Origin of the sequence: Mycobacterium sp. 050272 (genome assembly GCF_039023525.1) — a bacterium.
Classification (GTDB): domain Bacteria; phylum Actinomycetota; class Actinomycetes; order Mycobacteriales; family Mycobacteriaceae; genus Mycobacterium.
The window spans coordinates 78559-98723 of sequence record NZ_JBCHKV010000021.1 but is presented as its reverse complement, the minus strand read 5'-3'; the positions used below and the strand labels follow the sequence as shown (position 1 = coordinate 98723).

Genomic DNA, 20165 nt, shown 5'->3' with positions numbered 1-20165 from the left:
GGGTTTGGCGATTTCTCATCCTGCCGCCGAAGGACCCGTCCTCCTCACATCCCGACCATGTCGGCGTCTACAACGTCATGACCCGCAACAGCTAGCTAGCACGTCCTCGACCGTGAGCGGCTTGTCCTTCCAGATCGCGCCGTCGGTGTGGTTGGCGTTGGTGCGGGTGTCGACGACGATCTTGGCCATCGCCCGCTCGTCGTAGCCGTAGATCGCCGCATAACGCTGGGCCACCTGGCCATACGGCCCGTTCTGCCCGAGGTTGCCGTAGGGAATCTCGAATTCGGCTTGCGGAGAGCCATATTGGTTGCTCGACGAGCCGAAGAACATGGCATCGACCATCGGCCGGGGCTTCTGCTTCGACATCGGTGTGATGTAGCGGGCCGGCAACGCGCACAGCACGGCGTCGCAGATGCCGAGCTCGACAGCCGCGGCCGCCCGCCACACCATGGCCGCGGCGCTGGCTCCCCCGAGATCGACATGCTCGGCGAATCGTGCACCCACGCCCAGGTATTCGGCGATCGTGGAGGGGACGAAGATCTCCGACTCGGCCAGGTGGGAAGCGACGATCCCGTTGACGACCTCACCCGGTAGTCCCGCGTCGTCGAGTGCCGCGGCGGAGAGCTCGGCCCATTGCTCAAGGACGAAGGGCGCCGGTGACGCCTTGTTCAGCCGCTCGGGAGGCAGCTCGACGTAGCCGACTATCGCGGCTTCTCCGCGTAATCCCATGGCGTGTCCTTATTTTCGGAGTTTACTTGCGGGGAAGTCCCAGAATCATCTGCGCGATGATGTTCAGCTGGATCTCCCTCGTCCCGCCACCGATCAGCTCGGCCGGGAGATGCAGGTAGGGCTCGACAACCGCGGCATCGTCATCGTCGACCATCGCGACCTGCCCGGTCAGCTGCAGCGTCGCCTGAAAGGTCCGCCGCAGCAGCACATTCATCGCGACCTTGGCGATGCTGGACGCCGGGCCCGATGCCTGACCGTCGAGCAGCCGGATGGTTTCGCGCACCCCGAGTGCCCGGATGGCATTGGTGTAGGCGTCAAGCTCACCGAGCTCGCGCAGCGCGTCGTCGCGGTCAGGCCCGGGTTCCGACGCGAGGCGGCGCAGCGCTATGGCCCGGTCGAATTTCACGTATCCACTGATGGCCGAACGCTCTTCGGCCATGGTGGCAATCGCGAGACTCCAGCCGTCGGTCGGACCACCCAGCAGCATCTCGTCAGGGACGAAGACGTCGTTGAGGAAAACTTCGTTGAAGTGTGCCTGCCCGGTGGCCGTCTTGATGGGCTGGATTTCGATGCCGGGCGAGCGCATATCGATCAGGAAATAGCCGATGCCGCGGTGCTTGCTGGCTTCCGGGTCGGTGCGCGCCAACAGGGCGCCCAAGTCGGCGTATTGCGCCAGCGACGTCCAGATCTTGTGTCCGTTGATCTTCCAGCCGCCGTCGACCTTGCTCGCCCTGGTGGCCAGCGATGCGAGATCGGAACCGGCTCCCGGTTCGCTGAACAGCTGGCACCAATGAATCTCACCGCGTTGGGTCGCCGGTATCAAGCGCTCCTGCAAGTCTTTTGAACCGGCAGCCAGTACTGAGGGCAGAATCCATTCGGCAATGTTGAGCGACGGCCGCACCAGACCGGGTCGCTTGGCGAACTCTTCGTCGATGATGAGCTGTTTGAGGGGATCCGCGTCGACGCCCCACGGCGCCGGCCAATGCGGCGCCATCAGGCCGGCGTCGGCGATCAGCGTTCGCTGCGGCCCGGAGGCCTGGTCCTCGTAGTCACCGTGCGGGGCCGGTGTGTCGTTGCGCAGCTGCATCGCGGCATCGAGCGTCTCGGCGACCCACGACCGGAATTCGGCTTCCGCGTCGCCAAGGTTGACCGACATGTCGCGCGTCCGGGTACACGTGGCCTCGCCCAGCCGACGCGCCCAGCGGTTCGCCGGTCCGATCGATCCGGCCAGGCTGATGGCCCGCCGCCAGTACAGGTGCATGTCGTGTTCCCAGGTGAACCCGATCGCGCCGAGCATCGTCAACGCGTCGAGCACCAGGTCCGGCACCGGCGAGACCGCGATCGTCGCCGCCCCGGCCGCCGCAAGCTGGTGCTGCTCGAGTGACTCGTCCGCGGCACGAACCGCATCCCAGGCCGCCGCGGTGGCCAGCTCACTATTGACCAACAACGTTGCGGCGCTGTGCTGTAACGCCTGGAAAGTGCCGATCACCTTGCCGAACTGTTCCCGGGTGCGCAGGTGCGCGGTAACCGCCTCGACGCACCACTGCACGATGCCGGCGGTGGTACTGGCCACCAGCCCTACCGCGAGGCACCCGGCGCGATCGGGGTCGATACCGGTGAGGACATCCGACTCGGCCACCGGATACTCGGCCAGCCGCACGATTCCGATATCGGTGACCAGGTCTGTGCCCGGGATGGATTCGATTGTCGTCGTTGAATTTCCGACGCGAACAACGGCCCATACGACGTCGCCGCCGTCGCTGCGGGCGGCGACCAGCAGCACCCGCGCCGAGCACGCGCCCGCGGTCACCTCGGAGGTGCCGGAGATCAGCCAACCCTGGCCATCGGGGCGCGCCCGAAAGTCTCCGCCGTCGGGTAGGACCACAACGGCGGGCGCCCCGGACGCCAGCTCTCGCAGCAGCGATTCCGCCGCCGGTTTCGGATCGGCCAGCAGCGCGACGGCTCCAGTGATTACCGTCGGCAGCAGCGGTCCGGGCAGTAGCGCCTTGGCCGCCGACTCCAGGACACATGCGGCATCTATCAGCCGCCCGCCCTGGCCACCGAGATTCTCCGGAAGATGCACCGCGTGAAAACCGTTGGCCACCAATGCGTCCCACCATTCGGGAAGCTGACCGGTCGCCAGGGCGGCGAAAGCGTCTCGTGTCGAAGCGATCGGTGCGTGCCGGGTGGCGAACTGGCCGACGGCTTCGCTGAGATCCTGCTGCTCGGGGGTCAGTCCCAGGGTCATGACCGCGTCCGCGCAGTGGCGAACATGGGCTTCGGCCGCACCGGCTGATATCCTTCCGTCTTACAAGACGAACCGTCTCGTCTTGTGGAAGATTACCGGGGCGGGTCGAGATCTGCAAAGCGACCCCGAGCCCCGCGGCCCGCGGCGAGGACGGCGAGGGACCTGACAGACGAGGATCACCAGATGCCAACCGATCTCACCCAGGCGAGCCCACCGGCCGGCTCACCGAGACGCCGCAGCGAGAAGTCGCGGACGGCCATCGTCACCGCCACGCGCGAGCTACTTCTCGAACGCGGATTCGACGGGTTGACGATCGAGGCGGTCGCCGCGCGCGCCGGGGTAGGCAAGCAGACGATCTATCGGTGGTGGCCCAGTCGTCCGGCGTTGGTGGCCGACGTCATGCTGGAAGACGCCGACAAGATCCTCGCGTCGGTCGACCACACCGAGGACCTGACCGCCGACCTGTTGAGATGGGTGCGCAAGCTGACCTCGACGCTGACGACGGAGCGTGGTTCGGCGATGCTGCGGACGTTGACCGTCGCCTGCATGGAGCATGAGGAGACCGCAGTCAAGTTGCGCGCCGGATTCAGTTTGCCGTTGCACGACAGCGTTCGCTCCCGACTGTTGGCTGACGGCATCGATGCGGCCACCGCCGAGTCGGCGGCCGATGCCATTGTCGGCGGCGTGGTATATCCGATCCTCTCGGACGCGCGGCAGTATTCACGACGGCGAGCCGAATTGACCACGCAAATCATCGTCGAGTCCTTGCAGCGCACACGCTGAAGACGCGGTATTGCGTGATCGGGATCGATGCTGAAATGCCGTCCGCGTGTCCCGAAAAATAGTTAGATCGGCGAGCCATATCTCGGCCCGACGCGAGATTCACGGCTTCATTCAAACGTTGGGTGGCGGCGCCCCGGTCGCCGCGAAAATGGCTGGCATACCGCATCATCTAGACGGATTATCGGTATCACCAATTCGGATTGGACCTCGATCCGGCCGGATGTAAAGATCCGTTGAGTACCTCGATCGGACGACTATCCAGGAGTCCAGCAATGGATCTGTCTATTCAGCGGGTGCCGAACTCGCAAACTGCTATGCCGAGCAACTGCGTCGCCGATTGCCGCGGTACTCAAGGTGGTAGTCGCGCGGCTATCCCAAACCCGGCGCGAGCGAATTAGGCTTCGGAGCATGACCAACCGGCCGAGTCCGTGGGGGAATGAGCGAGCGAAACTCTCGCATCAGTTGGACATGCGCGGTGAAGACCTCGGCCGCAGGCACGCGCGGCGGCTTTGCCACCGCTTCGCGCGCGTCGGCGTCGAAACTTCGCCGGCCCGCTTACGCGCGATGCTGGCCGGCGCACCGTGTGCGGCCAGTGAAGAAGCCAATCTCCGATTCGCGTTGATCGCAGCCGAACTCGATCGGGAAGCCCGCACCGCGAAGTACCGCCAGATGAGACGCGAGGGCGCCCGATCGTTACTGATCGCCGGCATGACGCTGCTCGCATTGAATTTCCTGCTGTGCGCGGCCTACGCGCTGCTGAACCTGGCCCAGCAGTCCTCACCGTACTGACGAGTCGCGCTTTCCGCGGGGCGCGTCACCAAAGGGCGGGACCGCTGACCTGCCGGCCCGACGACCAGGTTGCCACCACTGCGGCCATCGGCTCGGTGCGGACCGCGACCAGGTCGGCGGGTTGACCCGGTGTCAGCCCCCCGATTTCGCAGCTCGAGGACGCAACGACGTGGCGCGGATGCGTGCTGAGCATGGCCACCGCGGAGTCGATCGAGGCCACCCCCGCCTCGCTGATCGCCACGGCGGCCCGGGCCAGTGACCCGCTGTGGTAGTCCGAGGTCAGCACATCCACCACGCCGGCCTCGATGGCCTCCCGCGCGGACAGGTTGCTCAAATGCGACGAACCGCGCCACGCGTTGGGTGCGCCCATGACGACGGCGAGTCCGTTATTGCGTGCTGCCGCAGCAGCATCCAGGGTCAGGGGGAACTCGCATATGCTGGCCCGCATCGCGGCCGCCTCGGTGACGGCGCTTTCGCTGTCCGGGTCGTGTGTGGCGAAGACCGTGTTGTGCGCTGCGGCGAACCGGGCAATCTGTCTGCGGCGCAACGGTGTTCCGGTGGCATGCCGATGCAACGTCGCCAGCCAGCGGTTGAGTTCGTCGTCGTCCAGGCACAGCCTGGTCCCCATCGCCGGACGCCATGCCCGTTCGGTTTGGTATTGCCCCTGACCCGGGGTGTGGTCCATCACCGAAAGCAGCCCGATTCGGCGGCCGTGCTGGCGGAGCAGTTCGGCTGTGCCGTCCACGGATTCGGGGTCACTGACGTCGACCCGAAGGTGGACCGGCACTGTCACCGGGAGATCCCCGGCGACCCGGTGCAGGGTCTGCAGCACGCAATGGGCACGACGATATCCGTCGGCCGTGTCGGGTCCTTCGCCCACCGAGATGCACAAGTATGGACGCACGACGCCGTGGGCAACCGCGTCGGTCGTGAAGTCCTCCAACGCGGCGTCGAGCGGTATCACCGTTGCAGGCCGCGGAGATTCAAAGCGTGGCAACGAATCCGCGTGCAGGTCGGTGAACGCCGGCCAAAGCTGCAATGGGCGCACATCGACTTGCTTCGAATGGGGTGGTGGCTGGGTGTCGACGGAGCTGATGCAGCCGTCTTCGATCGTCACCCAACGGGGCCCGACCGCTTCGTCGCGGTCTACCTGTTCCGTAGTCCCGGTGATCACCCGGGCCGCTCGCATACTAATCATCTTGTGGGGCAACTGATTGACGTAGTGATCGCGACGCTGCCGCGCGGCGTAACGCGTCGTCGAGGTGATCCAGATCGGCCGCCGCCGACACGAGCCCGGCGAAGGGATAGCGGTCGTGGTGAGCGACCAGGAAATCGACGGCAGCCCGAAGATGCAGGGGGCGATAGTTGTGCACTCCGGTGATTGTCATGAGATTTCGGACCAGATACTCCGGGTCGATCGATATGGGCTGACTGGCGGCCACCGATCCCGCAAGGACGGCCCGGCCCCCGACATCCAAGCTGGAGATGCAGGCTTCGACGGCCAACGGGCTTCCCGACAATTCCAGCGCCACGTCGACCGGCGGCACGTCTTCGGGATCACCGACAACCAGGTCGGCACCGAAGCTATACGCCGTTTCCTGCCGCGCCGGGTCCGGATCGCATACCGCAACCCAGGCACCGAGTGCATCGGCCATCGCTGCGGCGGTGACTCCCAGCATGCCCGCACCGGTGATCAGGATCCGGGTGGGATCGCGGTGGCGATCGAGTTCGGCTGCGTCGAACACCGCCGCGACGGTCGCGGTAGCGCACGACGCGGGTGCGGCCACGGTGTCCGGCACGCTATCGGGTACCTCGACAATCGTGGTGCCCGGCAACAGAACACAGTGACTGGCGAAGCCGCCGTTGAGCGGCCAGGCGCTGTCGAGTGCCTCGTGACCGTACTTCTTGAGATGCAGACACTTTTGTTCCAAGCCCCACACGCAATTGCGGCATCGTCCGCAGGACGCCGTAATGGACCACACGACCCGGTCTCCGACGGCCACCTCGGTGTCGTTGGGATAGCGGGGCCGCCCGCCGGAACCGATGGCCACTACATGACCGACCTGTTCGTGGCCGAGGATGCCCGGGTGCGGAGCGTCCCTGCGTCCACTCACGGTGTGCAGGTCGCTCCCACAGATGGTGGCCAGATCGACTGCGACCAGGACCCGGCCGGGGCCCGGGTCGGTCGCCGCACTGGTGGTCACCACGGTGATCGGCAGCCCCACCCCGTCCCAGCGCGCATACCGCGCGGCCACGGCGCCGTTGACTGCCGTCATGCCGACACCGGTTGCGACGCCGTCGGCGCAATCACCTTGCGAGCGCCCCGTTTGCGTGGCCCCGACCCGACGTCGACGGTATCCAGCGCGACGTCCTTGGGCTCGGCCAGCAGCGTGGTGGCGACGATGCCGAGCGCAAAGCACACACCGGCGATCAGCACCGTCGGTCGCAACCCCAGGTGGGCGAGGGCCACCGGAGTAATCAGAGCGCCCAGGAATGCGCCCACTTTCGCGGTCCCGGCCGAAATCCCGTGTGCGGTACTGCGGATCGCGGTCGGATACGATTCCGCGGCCAACAGCATGGTCGTGTAGTTGGGTCCGACGGCGATGCCGAACAGCGACAACCCGAAGACCACCGCGAACGGTGTCACCGTCGACGTCAGCCCCGGTATCGCGGCGATCAACGCCATCGACAACGCGGAGAGGCTGAATCCGATCATCTGCAATGGTTTACGGCCGATTCGGTCCAACAACGCAAGGCCAACGAGCGCGGCGACCAGGCTGAAACACACCACCAGCGCGGCGTTGATCGCCATGTTGGTGACGATACTGGTGTGCGGCGCAATGCTCTTGATGAGCAGCGGCTGGCTCACCGAATTTCCGTACACGGCAACATTGAAGAAAAACCAGCTACCCGCGGTGCCGAGCAGGGTCAGCTGAAACGATTTGGAGCGCAGGGCTTTCCACAATGTCACTGATCCGGGCGCGCGGTCTGCGACTGCTGGCTCTACCGTGCTTCCGGAGAACACGCTCAGATCCCGCGCCGCCCGGTCGGCATCGCCGGCCACGACCAGGGTCCACCGCGGGGATTCCGGCATGTGCCGGCGATTCCACAGCACCAGCAATGACGGGATCGCCCCGAGGCCGAGAATCAGCCGCCAGGACAGCCCCGGCGACGTGCCAAGAGCGACGATGACAAGCGCGACCACGTAGGCCGCGACCTGTCCGAAAACGTAGAACAGAAAGGTCAATCCGACCAACCGACCGCGATTTCGCCGGTTGGCGTACTCGGTCATGATCACCCCGGAGGCCGGATAGTCGCCGCCGATACCGATCCCGAGGACGACACGGGCGATCAGCAGGCTGATGAAGTTCGGGGCGAAGGCTGAGGCGAGCGCACCGATGACCATCAGCACCGCCTCCAGCCCGTAAACCCGCCGGCGGCCCAACAGATCGCCAAGACGCCCGAACAGGAATGCGCCCACCGCGACCGCCAGCAAGGTAGAACTGGTCAGCGCCCCGACCTGTCCTGCCGACAGATGAAATTCGGGCTTGACCAACAGGGTCACCGTGCCGATGACGTTGAGGTCGTAGGAATCGGTGAAGAATCCCATGCCCGCGGTGACGGTGGCCTTCAGATGAAACCGGCTGACCGGCGCATCGTCGAGCCGCGCCCGCACCCCGGCTGTGGCCGGCGTCGTCATCGCGGCACCGCCTGGTTATGGGCGTCGATGCAGGCGACCAGGTCGGCGACCGAGTCCAGCACGTGAGTGTGGGGCACGGTCGCGAAGTCGGCATCACCGTGTGCCCCGGTCCGGACGCCGGCCACGATCGCCGCGCCGGCTCGCGAACCGGCCCACAGGTCGCTGGTGGTATCGCCGGCGACGGCGATCTGGTCGACGGCTTCGGTTCCGGTGCGCAGCAAAGCCGTGAGGATCATGTCGGGATAGGGCCGTCCGCGGCCGGCGTCCGCCGGTGACAACGCATGTGTGATCAGGTCGCCCCACCCCAGGGCCGCGATGATGCGGTCGCGAGTGGTCGGGGCAAAGCCCGTTGTGAGCACGACGGCGCAGCCCGATCCGCGGAGCTTTTCGATGGTCTCGGCGGCCTGCGGGATGGGCGCCACCCGGTTGCTCTGAATGACTTCGACGTAGGCCGCTTCGAACGCGGCGTTGGCTGCTTCCGCGCGCTGCACGTCGCCGTCGAAGATGGCCCGGAACACCTCGATCTTCGACTGTCCCATCGTCTCGTGGACATAGCGGAGGGCCGCCTGATAGTCGGGGCTGCCGGTAGACAGCCCTGACGACGACAGGGACGCGTCGAACGCATCGGCTACGGCACCGTCGTCGAGCACGGTGGTGCCCGCCATGTCCAGGCAGGCCAGTCTGATCATGTCCGTCTCCTCTGGGCGCCAGCGTCGGGCAGGTAGGTCGGCGCCGGGCATCTGAGTACCGCACCGCGCGTTGCTGAAACCGTCTGGCTGAGCCCTGGCGCGGCGGCTTCGCCTAGGTGTACGAAAGGTGAACGTTGACGGCCGATTTCGTCGCAGTTGTCCGAACAACTCGACGATCGCCGGTCTCTGGCAAAGCGGGAGCATCCGCGCGGCGTTAAGGTACGCTGTGGTCGCCGACCCGAAATACCGCTCGATCGCCCGGATCCTGGAAGCAGAGATTCGCGAATTCAACGACGGGCAGCGGGTCCCGAGCGAAAACGAGGTAGCCCAGCGTTTCACCGTCGCCCGCTCGACCGCGCGTGCCGCGCTGCAGTATCTGACCGCCCGCAACGTGATCCGCCGGGTGCGCGGAGCCGGTAGCTTCGCCACCCACCGCATCGACTATCCGATCGACGCGGAACGCGCGCCCTCATGGAGCGCCACGGTGCGCGCGGCCGGCGCCTCTCCCCGAAGCGTGGTGCGCACCTGCGTCCAGCAGCTGGCGCCCGCGGAGATCGCCGCCAAACTGCAACAGCTGCCCTCGGATCCATGTCACCGCCTGGTGCGGCTGTCGTACGTTAACGATTTGCCCGCGGCGTGGGGAATCGAATGGGTGCCGGCCACACTGGTTCCCGACCTCGCATTGGCGATGCGTGCCAACGACTCGCTACACGAAGTCCTTACCAACGCCGGCCTTTCGCCGCGACGGTCGTGGGTGCACGCCAGCACTGAGATATTCGAAGGCGAAGTCGCCGACCAACTCGACGCGCCACAATCCAGCCTGGGTTGGTACATCGAGAGTCTCAATCTCGACGACCGCACGTTGCGGCCGGTGTCGATCACGCAGCGGTGGTTGCGCGCCGACACCGTCCGGGTCACCTTTGACAGTGCGGTCAGCAGCCGGGTCGGCCGTTAGCTAGCGTCCCGAAATGGTGGCGAGGACTTCGTCGGTGGTCAGAATCGCGCTGGCATAGTTCGGGATATTGACCTCGAGGGCCGCGCGCATTTCCACATCCGAATAGCTGGCCGTCGCGTCCTTGACCATCGTGACGTCATATCCGAGTTCGGCGGCGAACCGGACGGTCGCCTCGACACAGGTGTGGGCGATCAGGCCGACGACGATCAACTTATGGATACCGTGCTTTTTGAGCAGGAGATCGAGATCAGTGTTGGCGAATCCGCTGGAGCACCAATGTTCTTGGGCAACAACGTCACCCGGTCGCGGCTCGAAGTCGGGATGTAGCTGTCCACCCCAGGTTCCGTACTCGAAGGTCTTCCGTGACCACGCCGCCCGCTGGATAGGCGTGATGTACTTCCAGGTCTCGTAGTCGCCCGGGCGGTACCGGCGATGCAGCGCGTAAAAGACCCGGATCTCCGCCGCCCTCGCAGCGTCGAGGATTTCACGCATGTGCCGAACACATCCGTTGGCTTAGGCGACGACCTTGAGACGATCCCATACCTTGCCGCCTTCGGAGATGAAGTCGTTGTACGGATCGATCACGAGAAGACCGGTGCGGTCGGTTTCCTGCGTCACGCTGACATGGTCGCACGCGAGCCAGGCGGATATGAGCGGCGGATTACGGCGACGGCGGTGAATCGGTGAGAGTGAAATACCACCACAGCCGCTCCTGACTCAGGAACCGGTTTCACTGTCTTGACCTGCAGCACGGAATCTGCTGGGCCACAGTGCCATTCGATCAAGCAGACCATCCCGCAACACCAGCGTGTGAAACAGCACCGCGCACATGTGGGCGGTAAACGCGGCGAACAGCAGGAAGGCGAAGACCCCGTGGCATTCGCGCAGTACCGCATACAGATCGAGGTTCTGCGGCGCGATGCCCGGCAGGCGAATCGGCCCCACCATAGTGACCGGCAGTCTCGCGGCCGACACGGTGGCCCATCCGATCAGCGGCTGTATCAGAAGCAATGCGTAGAGCGCGTACTCCGACCACGTCGCGATCCGGCGCTCGGCGCGGCTCATCGTGGCCAAAAACGCCGGCGGGCGGTGCGTGAGCCGGTTCGCCAGCCGCACCACCGCGAAGATCAGGATGGCCACGCCCAACGGCCGGTGGATGGCCAGCAGCAACGGGTAATAGCTCAGCGAAGCGATCATCGTCACGCCAATGAGCAACTGCACGATGACCATTGGCGCCATGGTCCAGTGCAGTATCCGGGACGGAATTGTGAAACGTGCCGCGGTGCTGGTCGTTTCGACTTCGTCGGTCATGAGCGCACCTGGCCGACATTGACCTCACTGGGCGACTTGGGTTCCTCGGCACGGCGAGTGAACGAGCGCGCGTAGACGGCCGACCGTGCGGCCAGTAACGGGTCGTCGGACACGGCGATGCCGTCGGGTAACACCGTCGGGTCGAAGTTGATGTCGCGTGCGTTGCCGGCTTCCTCCGTCTGCACCGCGTCGATGGTGATGGTGCCCGCGTCGATCGACTTCCGCGATTGCGGCCAGGGCTTGGTGGCGTCGCTGGTCGGGTCGCCCGGTTCACCGATCGTGAGCATGAGCTTCCATGTCAGCGGCCGCTGCGCGACCGCGCGGATGAGGTCGTCGAACAAGTAGTCCTTGCCGGACGAAGCGGGCGCAGCCGCCTGCTGCGCAACCGCCGACCAGCGCACCGGCACAGTCGCACCGGCACTGTTGGTGAAGTAAAACGCGTTCAGACCGTGAAACGTGCTGTCCGCGAACCCCACACTGGGCGGCGTCTGTTTGATGACCTTCAGCGCCGCCACGGTCTCGGGATGGCGCTCGAGGAATGCGGCCATCTTTTGGGGATCGGGCTTGCCGGTCGCGGGGACCGGTTTGGACGCGAGCAACCGCTCGTAAAAACCCTCCGGGGTGCGGTCGGTGAAGACGGGGAAATTCACCATCGCGGTGCGCCACTGCTGGCCGTTGGGCACCTGGAACACCAGACCGAATCCGCGGACGGTGTCTGGCTTGTCACTCTGGTCGGGCAGACCACCGCCCAGCGAAAACCTGCCGACCAGCGGCACGCTTCCGGTCCGGAACACCGTCGCCCGGCAGACCGCCGCGCCCGCGCCGTTGCTCGCGAACGACCCCGTCGCGCTCAGCCCTTTGGCGTGGTTTCGCCGGAACCCGTCATGGCGGCCGAAGACGTGCTCGAACCGATCGGCGAAGCGCGGCGGGGTCAGCGTGTCGGGCCGCAGCCAGCCGCCCGCGTAGGCGAAGCCGCCGACGTCCACGGCGGCGACGCCGGCCACCGCGCTCATCCCCAGCAGCGCGCCGCGCCGGGAGAGCGCACCGAAACGACGCTGGCTGGGTTGTGGTTCAGCGGGCCGATTCGCCGGCTCCTGATCGCGATCAGCGGGCTCCATGGCCCACCGTCCTTTCCGGTCTGCCGCAGCGTGGAACTAAGGCGCTGAAGGCAATTCAATCCAGGGGCTGTTGAGGTGCGCAACTCCTACGGGTTACCGACGCGCACAATCCGGACCACGACACGGCGCAAGGTTTCGTTCAACTCGTGCCAAGACCTTCACTATTTACGCTCCGAGGCGTAGCGTAATGGGCGGCCGAGGCCGGGCGTTCCCCGGTCTCGTGTCCACCATCTCCGGCCAGCCAGTCCCATGGCGACCCCGAACAGACTCGGAGGGCACTCGTGTTCGACCTCAAGATCACCGGTGGAACCGTGGTCGACGGCACCGGCGCCGAGCGCTACACCGCCGACATCGGTATCAAGGACGGCCAGATCGTCGACATCGTCCGTCGCGGCACCGACGACCCCGAGACGGGCGGCTTGGCGACAGCACCGGCGGCCGAAACCATCGATGCGACAGGGCATGTTGTCGCTCCCGGATTCGTCGACATCCACACCCACTACGACGGCCAGGTGAGCTGGGACGGCCTGCTCGAGCCGTCCAGCGGCCACGGTGTCACCACGATCGTGACCGGCAACTGCGGCGTCGGTTTCGCGCCGGTGCGGCCCGGCAGCGAGCAGTGGCTGATCGAGTTGATGGAAGGAGTCGAGGACATCCCCGGCACCGCCCTGACCGAGGGCATCGAATGGGGCTGGGAGACCTACCCCGAATACCTCGACGCGATCGACAAGCACAAGTTCTCGATCGACGTCGGCAGCCAGGTGGCCCACGGCGCCATTCGCGCCTACGCGATGGGCGAGCGCGGGGCCCGCAACGAGCCGGCCACACCCGATGACATCGAGGCGATGGGACGGCTGGTGACCGAAGCGATCGAGGCCGGCGCGCTCGGCTTCTCGACGTCGCGCACGATGGGGCACCGCGCGATGGATGGCGAACCGGTCCCCGGCACCTACGCGGCCGAGGATGAGCTGTTCGGTCTCGGCCGGGCCATGGCGGCCGGCGGCCAGGCGGTGTTCGAGCTTGCACCGCAGGGGTCCGCGGGCGAAGACATCGTCGCGCCCAAGAAGGAACTCGACTGGATGCGGCGGCTGAGCGCCGAAATCGACCGACCGGTGTCGTTCGCGCTGATCCAGGTGGACGCCGACCCGAACCTGTGGCGCGAGATGCTGGATCTGTCCGCCGATGCGCACGCCGAGGGCGCCCGGCTTTACCCGCAGGTCGCGGCGCGCCCGTTCGGCATGATGATCGGATTCCAGGGCCACCACGGCTTCAGCCACCGGCCCACCTACCGCCGACTGAAGGCCGAATGCAGCCGCGAGGAGCTAGCGCAGCGGCTGGCCGATCCCGCGGTGAAGGCCGCGATCCTGTCCGAGGACGACCTGCCCGCCGACCCGAGTTTGCTGTTCGACGGCATGTTCGCGTTGGTGCAGCACTCTCTGCGCCGACTCTTCGCGCTGGGCGATCCACCCGACTACGAGCCCACCGCCGACCGTACCGTCGCGGCCATCGCCAAGGCCCGCGGCGAGGACCCGCTGTCGACGCTGTATGACCTGATGCTCGAGCGGGATGCGACGGCGATGCTGATGCTGCCGTTGTTCAATTACGCCGAGGGCAACCACGACGCGATCCGTGAGATGCTGCTGCACCCCGCCGGCGTGCTCGGGCTGTCCGACGGCGGCGCCCACTGCGGGATGATCTGCGATGCCTCCTATCCCACCTTCCTGTTGACGCACTGGGCGCGAGACCGGCACCGCGGCGACAAGCTGGCGCTGGAATACGTGATCCGCAAGCAGTCTCGCGATACCGCGCACCTCTTCGGGCTGACCGACCGCGGCACCATCGAGCGCGGCAAGAAAGCCGACATCAACGTCATCGACATGGACGCGTTGCGGCTGCATCCCGCGGCGATGGCCTTCGACCTGCCCGCCGGCGGCAACCGGATCCTGCAGGCAGCCAGTGGGTACGCGGCGACGATCGTCAGCGGAACCGTGACCCGTCGCAAGGACGTCGACACCGGAGCGCGGCCCGGTCGCCTGGTGCGCGGAGCACGCTAAGGACTCGGTCAGTGACCGCGGCTGCCGGCAATCCGGCGCACACCCGGGACGAGGATGCGATCGGCACCCCGCCCGACAGCCCGACGCTGGTGCCCGCCGAACGCTACTACTCGCCGGCATTCGCACAGCTCGAGATCGAGCGAATGTGGCCGAAGGTATGGCAGGTCGCCTGCATGCTCGACCACGTCGCTGAACCGGGTGATTACTTCGAATATCGCTGCGGCCCTTACGCCGTGCTGATCGTCCGCGGTGACGACGGCGTGCTGCGGGCATTTCAGAACGCCTGTCGCCATCGCGGCAACTCGCTGTGCACCGGCTCGGGTTCGGGACTGCGCGAGCTCAAATGCGGCTATCACGGGTGGACCTGGGATCTGGCCGGCACGCTCAAGCGGGTGCCGAACCGCAAGGGCTTCGGTGCCCTGCACATGTCCGACTTCCCGCTGGTTCCGGCCAAGGTCGACAGCTGGGCCGGCCTCGTCTTCGTCAATCTCGACGTGGGCGCGATGCCGCTGATCGAGTACCTGGAGGCGATACCCGACGACATCGCCTGGTGCCATTTGGCGGACTTCCGTTGCTACGCGACCCTCACGGTCGAGGTCGAGGCCAACTGGAAAACGATCGCCGACGGGTACAGCGAGACCTACCACATCCAGACCCTGCACCCGGAATTGCTGCGTTGTATCGACGATATCCATGCGCCACAACAGATCTGGGGTCACACGGGTAAGTCCGATCAGCCCTATGGCGTGCCGAGCCCAAGGTTTGACGGCGCGCTGAGCGACGAAGAAGTCTGGGACGCTTACGTATACACCCAAGGTGCGCTGATGGGCGCGGCCGAAGGCACCCCCTTCCCCGCCGACGAACGCCGGCCCGGACAGACGGTGCAGGAACTGATCGCGGACCGCACCCGGGATTTCGCGGCCAGCCGGGGAGTGAACCTGGACTGGGCCGATACCGACCGGATTACCCGGCTACACCAATACAACGTGTTCCCGAACATGACGTTGCTGGCCAACGCCGACCACCTGACGATCATGTGCTCACGCCCTGGCCTCGATCCCGGCTCGACCCCCGATGAAGGCGAGTTGGTGATGTTCCTGATGACGCGGATGGCGCCGGGCGCCCCGCGCAACAAGCCGACGGACGTTCGGGTAAACGCCGGGGAGGCCGAACCCGGCCTGGTGCTCACCCAGGACATCCGGGTGCTGCCGGGCTTGCAGCGGGGCATGCACCAACCCGGATTCACCCACCTGGTGCTCTCCGGCGAGGAGCGCCGGGTGATCAACATGCACCGCAATCTGGAGCGCTACCTCGGTCTACCGGAATCCGATCGGATGACCGGCGGCATAGGAGAACCCGGGCAATCCGCGTCGACAATTTAATCGGCGAGCACCCCCCGAAAGCGCCGCCACGGGTCTAGACTTCCGGCTTGTGACGACCGCGTCGAATCCGTGTGGTGACGAACAAGGGCAGCTGCCACACCGGTTGCATATGCAGTATCAGATCGTCGGTCAGCGGCGGGCGCGGCGGATGTGCCGGTCTTTCGCGGACGTGGGTGTCGATACCGGGCCGGTTCGTCTACAGCAGATGCTCGCGGGCATGCCGGTCACCGAAGGAGAGATGACCGACGTCAATTTCGCTCTCATCGCGACCCAGATCAAGCGCGACGAGCGCAATGCGAAGCGCAAGCAACTCCAGCGTCAGGGCACCCGCTCGCTGATGTTCGCCGGGATGATTCTGCTAGTGCTGAACTTCTTGTTCTGCCTCGCCTACCTGATGCTCAACCTGACCGACCAAGCCCCGCTCTAGCGCGTTGCGCGCGGCGCTCCCGCTATCGAGTGTGCGTCCTGGGCGTTGCGTGTGCGCTCAGGGCGACGACACGCCGATAGAACCCGTCGTCGACGCACATTCAAAGCCGTTGCCGCACAATGCCCAGCGCTAGCACCACTGAAATGGTCGCGGCAGGGTTATCGTGCGCTCGGCGGGCGGGTACCAGCCCTGAGGTGCGTGCTGATCGGTGTGTAGGTAGCACTGCACCCGCGCTTCGCGGCTGCCGGGCGTGAAGGTCAACAACCTGCTGATCGGCAGCGTGGTCAGCGGCATGTGATGGCGGCTCAGCGAGGCGACGTTGAGGAACCATGTGCCCCAGCGCTGTTCGATGTGGGTCTTGCCGCCGTAGTTGTCGTCGGGGTGGGTGTGAGTGTGGCCGGCGAACCAGATGGCCACGCGGCCTGGGTGCTCAGCGAGAAAGTCTTCGAACTGGGCCGAGTCGGGTTGGCTGTCGACCCAGTAAAGATAGGACGCCCCGTTGGGGGTGCCCTGCGCGAATGGCCGGTGGTAGTGCTCCTGCCATTGCCCGTCGGTACCTTTGCGCACGCCTTCCCATTCACCCGATGCGACGGTCGTGTCTTTCAGTACGTAGTGATGGACCGAGACGATGTTGAGCTCGGGGTGCGCCAGCACCATGTCCTGCCACCACAGAAAGGTTTCACCGCTGACCACGCCGCCGGGGTTTCCACCGAGGGTTCCGCGGCCGACCCGTTGGGAGGGCTCGTTGCGGTCGCTCATCATCAGGAAAAGCAGGTTGCCCACTTGGAATGAATACCGCTCCCAAGTTCCGCTGATCGGATAGCGCCGGGCCCGCGGGTCCACGCCGGAGTTCTCGGTGTGCTCGCCTAACGGATCGATCCACTTCTGCCACCACCACGCCTCCGGCTCGTCTAGACCGCTGCGGTCGTGGTTGCCGCACACGCTGTAGACATCCTCGCGACGATGCCCGCGTAACGCGCCGAATTGTCGTCGTATTTCCCGGCCCTCGTTGTCGTCGGGCAGGCTGTGATGTGCGCCCGACATGTCTCCGACGTCGAGGGCCAGATCCCAGTCGAACGATGGCCCACCCTTCGGACCCCCAGATTGAGCGTGAATCAGGGCCTCGGCAAGGCTGTCTCGACCGTGACGCTTGTCGGTGCCCACATGGGCGTCGCCGAACGCCCAGAGTCGAAGCGGCTTGTCAGGCGTCACGGTCGCCCACCAGACCCCAGCGCCGGCGAACTTGTAGGTCCGCGTAGCTGAACACCGCGTCGACGACGATCCCGATCACCAGGATCACGATCATGATCGAAATGGCCGATGGCATGTCGGTGAGGTTCTGGGCGTTCTCGAGCAACACCCCGATCGAGGACGTGTTGGCCACCAGCACGACCAGCTCGCCGGCCATCAGGCTGCGCCACGCGAACGCCCATCCTTGCTTGAGCCCCGTGACGAACATCGGCAGGGCGGCCGGCACGATCACATGCCGGTACAGGGCGAGCGGCCGCAGCTGCAGTGTCGTCGCCGCGCGCAGTAGCAGCGGCGGTATGTGATCGACCCCGGAGATGACGCCGATCGCCACCGAAGGTGCGGCCCCGATCACGATGACGAACAGGATCGCTGAGGTGTGCAACCCGAAGAAGATGATGGCGAACGGAAACCACGCGATCGCAGGCATTGTCTGTAGCCCCGTGATGAGTGGCCCGAAAGCGGCGCGCAGTAACCGGTTTCGGGCGATCAGCGCTCCACTGACCGAACCGATCACCGCCGCCAGGACGAATCCTGTCACCGCACGGCCCATCGTGGTTGCGATGGCCTCCCATAGCAACGGGCCGTGCAGTTGGTGCCAGAGATTTTCTGCCACCGCCGCCGGACGGGGCAGCACGAACGGGGGCTGCCATTCGGTGTACACCACCAGCTGCCAGATGCCGATAAACACCCCGATCGCGGCTACCTTCGGCCAGATCATGACCGCGAGCCGGGGTACGCGGCCGGTGCGGGTGGCCCACGCCGGGTAGTCGGGGACGTCGGTGCGTCCGGTAGTTAGCGTCATCGCGCGATCCCACCGCGGTCGAGCCGGTCGGTGATGTGGGCGGCAAGCGTCGCGACCTCCGCCGTGTTGATGTCGCGGGGGCGCGCCAGGCCCACGGCGAACTCCTCGACGACGGTCGCGGGCCTTGCACTCAACAGGACGACACGGTCGGCCAGGCGTACCGCCTCGCGCACGTTGTGTGTCACAAAGACGACGGTCAGATTGCGGGCCAACACAATTCGTTCCAGCTCGCACTGCAGACGATCCCGGGTCATGGCATCTAACGCGGCGAACGGTTCGTCCATGAGCAACACATCGGCGTCTTGTGCCAGGGCACGTGCCAGCGCTACCCGCTGTTGCATACCGCCGGACAGCTGATGCGGGCGATTGCCGGCGAATTCCAACAATCCCACGGTGTCCAGCAGTTCACGGACCCGTTCCCGCCGTTGTGGCCGCGGTGTCGCTCGGGCCCGCAGGGCCAATTCGACGTTCCCCGCGGCGGTCAGCCACGGGAACAACGCGGGTGCCTGGAACATCAACGCGATGCGGTGTCTGCCCGTCTGAACCGTCCCCGACGAAGGTTGATCGAGCTTGGCAATCAGCGACAACAGGGTGCTCTTGCCGCAACCGGAAACGCCGACCACACAGACAAACTCACCGGCTCGCACCGCCAGGGACAGCGGCCCCAGCGCCGTGACGTCTCCGTATCGCCTCGTCAGCTGGTCAAGGCGCAGCACGGGCTGCGGGGAACCTTGCTCGCCTGTGTCGGGGTTCGTCACGACGTCAAGGGGTATCGTCGCGGCCCTCACGCCGCCACCGCCGGCTTGCCCGCGGCTGCCAGCTCGCGGTTGAGCGGCCCGAAGTCGAAGATGCCGTCAAGGTTGAGGGGCTGCAGCAAGCCGACCGCAACGCCCTTGCGGATCTGGTCGTTGAGTGACTGCACGCCGGGGTCGTTGGTGAAAGTCGTCTCCTGGAACGACGCGGTCAGAACCTCGGGTGACAGGCCGTTTCCCAGCGCCTTGGTCAAGGTGGCGTTGGCCGATCGGGCCGCCGCGTCAGGGTTGTTGTGAATCGTCTCATTGGCCTCGATCTGACCGCGGACCAGTCCCGCGACGACATCGGGGTGGGCGGACAGGAACTCTTGGCGGACAACCAGAATCGTGATGGTGTTCGGATCCGACCAGAGTCGGGCGCCGCCTGCGTTGACCAGTTGCACGTCGTACGGTGCCGATTCGAGAGCGCCGTCGATCTGATTGCTGATGAATTGTTGGACGATCGCCGACTCGGGCGTGGTCGGCTTGACGATGACGTCCCCGCCGCCTTGCGGGTTCGTCTTCAATCCGTTATTCAGCAGCCAGTCGCGCAGGCTGACATCTTGGGCCCCGCCGAGCGCCGGATCGGCGACGGTCTTTCCGCGTAGGTCGGCCGCGGAGGTGATACCCGGCTTGACGACCATCGACGTCCCACCGGCGGCGGACCCGGAGATGATTTTGATGGCGGTGCCGTTCGACTTCTGCCAGGCGTTGAATGCGGGGTTAGGCCCTATGTAAGCGGCATCGAGTTGCCCGGACAGCAGGGCGGTGGTTTCCGCGGTGCCCTGACTGAATGGCTGCGGCTCGAATTTCACTGCTGGCCCGAGACTACGCGCGAACGTGCCGGTGTCGATGCCGACCAAGGCTGACGCGTGCGTGATTCGGGTCAAGTAGCCAAGCCGCAGGGTGACGCCGGAGGACTTGGATGCCGGGGCGTTGCTGGAGCACCCGACCAGGGCCGCTGCTGTGGCCAGCGCGGAAACTATTGCTGCATAGGCGAATTTGGGAAATGACACGGGTGCTCCCGAGAAGGGTTTGGGGGGTAGGGGTCGGTCCGGGATCAGCGGCCGGGGTAGCCGGTGAACGACGGACTCGGACACGCCGCGCGGGTAATGCGGCCGAAATCGACGTGTCGA

18 protein-coding genes and 1 pseudogene are annotated in these 20165 nt (G+C 65.8%); 6 read left to right on the top strand and 13 right to left on the bottom strand.

Annotated features, from left to right (window positions below; all coding sequences use genetic code 11):
- Positions 1-90: 90 nt before the first annotated feature.
- Positions 91-729: pseudogene (locus AAHS21_RS28035) on the bottom strand (thiolase family protein); the annotation flags it as partial.
- A 22-nt stretch (positions 730-751) separates the two neighbouring features.
- On the bottom strand, positions 752-2977 hold the full coding sequence (locus tag AAHS21_RS28030; RefSeq protein ID WP_342930771.1) for an acyl-CoA dehydrogenase: 2226 nt from the start codon (positions 2975-2977) through the stop codon (positions 752-754).
- Between the two features lie 183 nt (positions 2978-3160).
- Between AAHS21_RS28030 and AAHS21_RS28025 the strand changes: the two genes are divergently transcribed.
- Positions 3161-3760: a TetR/AcrR family transcriptional regulator gene (locus AAHS21_RS28025; protein WP_342930770.1), complete on the top strand. Its 600-nt coding sequence runs from the start codon at positions 3161-3163 to the stop codon at positions 3758-3760.
- A 408-nt stretch (positions 3761-4168) separates the two neighbouring features.
- Entirely contained in the window at positions 4169-4549 is a 381-nt protein-coding gene (locus AAHS21_RS28020) for a hypothetical protein (RefSeq protein ID WP_243393722.1), read from the top strand.
- 25 nt (positions 4550-4574) lie between these two features.
- On the opposite strand, the gene AAHS21_RS28015 is transcribed toward AAHS21_RS28020, so the two are convergent.
- Genes AAHS21_RS28015 through AAHS21_RS28000 form a run of 4 tightly spaced genes read right to left on the bottom strand, consistent with a single transcriptional unit; the run spans position 4575 to position 8938 of the window.
- On the bottom strand, positions 4575-5738 hold the full coding sequence (locus AAHS21_RS28015; protein WP_342930769.1) for an alpha-D-ribose 1-methylphosphonate 5-triphosphate diphosphatase: 1164 nt from the start codon (positions 5736-5738) through the stop codon (positions 4575-4577).
- Between the two features lies 1 nt (position 5739).
- On the bottom strand, positions 5740-6825 hold the full coding sequence (locus tag AAHS21_RS28010) for a zinc-binding dehydrogenase (protein ID WP_342930768.1): 1086 nt from the start codon (positions 6823-6825) through the stop codon (positions 5740-5742).
- Positions 6822-8249: an MFS transporter gene (locus tag AAHS21_RS28005; RefSeq protein ID WP_342930767.1), complete on the bottom strand. Its 1428-nt coding sequence runs from the start codon at positions 8247-8249 to the stop codon at positions 6822-6824. The genes AAHS21_RS28010 and AAHS21_RS28005 overlap by 4 nt, the downstream gene beginning before the upstream one ends.
- Entirely contained in the window at positions 8246-8938 is a 693-nt protein-coding gene (locus tag AAHS21_RS28000) for an HAD family hydrolase (protein WP_342930766.1), read from the bottom strand. Before AAHS21_RS28000 ends, AAHS21_RS28005 begins: the two co-directional genes overlap by 4 nt.
- Before the next feature lie 226 nt (positions 8939-9164).
- On the opposite strand from AAHS21_RS28000, the gene AAHS21_RS27995 reads away from it, so the two are divergent.
- Positions 9165-9893 (top strand): GntR family transcriptional regulator, encoded by a 729-nt coding sequence (locus tag AAHS21_RS27995; RefSeq protein ID WP_342930765.1) that lies wholly within the window; start codon positions 9165-9167, stop codon positions 9891-9893.
- Here the strand turns inward: AAHS21_RS27995 and AAHS21_RS27990 are convergent, their stop codons facing one another.
- The 3 genes from AAHS21_RS27990 to AAHS21_RS27980 all read right to left on the bottom strand — a co-directional run bounded on the left by AAHS21_RS27990 (position 9894) and on the right by AAHS21_RS27980 (position 12322).
- Positions 9894-10385 (bottom strand): isochorismatase family cysteine hydrolase, encoded by a 492-nt coding sequence (locus AAHS21_RS27990; protein WP_342930764.1) that lies wholly within the window; start codon positions 10383-10385, stop codon positions 9894-9896. It abuts the gene before it with no gap.
- 225 nt (positions 10386-10610) lie between these two features.
- On the bottom strand, positions 10611-11204 hold the full coding sequence (locus AAHS21_RS27985) for a cytochrome b/b6 domain-containing protein (RefSeq protein WP_342930763.1): 594 nt from the start codon (positions 11202-11204) through the stop codon (positions 10611-10613).
- Positions 11201-12322, bottom strand: coding sequence for a catalase family peroxidase (locus tag AAHS21_RS27980; protein WP_342930762.1), 1122 nt, complete (start codon positions 12320-12322; stop codon positions 11201-11203). The genes AAHS21_RS27985 and AAHS21_RS27980 overlap by 4 nt, the downstream gene beginning before the upstream one ends.
- A gap of 281 nt (positions 12323-12603) precedes the next feature.
- Between AAHS21_RS27980 and AAHS21_RS27975 the strand changes: the two genes are divergently transcribed.
- From AAHS21_RS27975 to AAHS21_RS27965, 3 genes are read left to right on the top strand one after another with little or no spacing between them, the layout of a single operon-like run.
- On the top strand, positions 12604-14376 hold the full coding sequence (locus AAHS21_RS27975) for an amidohydrolase family protein (protein ID WP_342930761.1): 1773 nt from the start codon (positions 12604-12606) through the stop codon (positions 14374-14376).
- 11 nt (positions 14377-14387) lie between these two features.
- A complete protein-coding gene (locus AAHS21_RS27970; protein ID WP_342930760.1) occupies positions 14388-15758 on the top strand; it encodes an aromatic ring-hydroxylating dioxygenase subunit alpha in 1371 nt (456 codons plus the stop codon).
- A 49-nt stretch (positions 15759-15807) separates the two neighbouring features.
- Complete coding sequence (locus AAHS21_RS27965; RefSeq protein ID WP_342930759.1) at positions 15808-16185, top strand: hypothetical protein; 378 nt, start codon at positions 15808-15810, stop codon at positions 16183-16185.
- A 129-nt stretch (positions 16186-16314) separates the two neighbouring features.
- Here the strand turns inward: AAHS21_RS27965 and AAHS21_RS27960 are convergent, their stop codons facing one another.
- The 4 genes from AAHS21_RS27960 to AAHS21_RS27945 all read right to left on the bottom strand — a co-directional run bounded on the left by AAHS21_RS27960 (position 16315) and on the right by AAHS21_RS27945 (position 20045).
- Complete coding sequence (locus AAHS21_RS27960; RefSeq protein WP_342930758.1) at positions 16315-17397, bottom strand: hypothetical protein; 1083 nt, start codon at positions 17395-17397, stop codon at positions 16315-16317.
- Positions 17387-18238, bottom strand: a complete 852-nt coding sequence (locus AAHS21_RS27955; RefSeq protein ID WP_342930757.1) for an ABC transporter permease — start codon at positions 18236-18238, stop codon at positions 17387-17389. Before AAHS21_RS27955 ends, AAHS21_RS27960 begins: the two co-directional genes overlap by 11 nt.
- Positions 18235-18951 (bottom strand): ABC transporter ATP-binding protein, encoded by a 717-nt coding sequence (locus AAHS21_RS27950; RefSeq protein ID WP_342930780.1) that lies wholly within the window; start codon positions 18949-18951, stop codon positions 18235-18237. The genes AAHS21_RS27955 and AAHS21_RS27950 overlap by 4 nt, the downstream gene beginning before the upstream one ends.
- Before the next feature lie 71 nt (positions 18952-19022).
- Positions 19023-20045, bottom strand: a complete 1023-nt coding sequence (locus AAHS21_RS27945; RefSeq protein ID WP_342930756.1) for an ABC transporter substrate-binding protein — start codon at positions 20043-20045, stop codon at positions 19023-19025.
- Positions 20046-20165 lie beyond the last annotated feature (120 nt).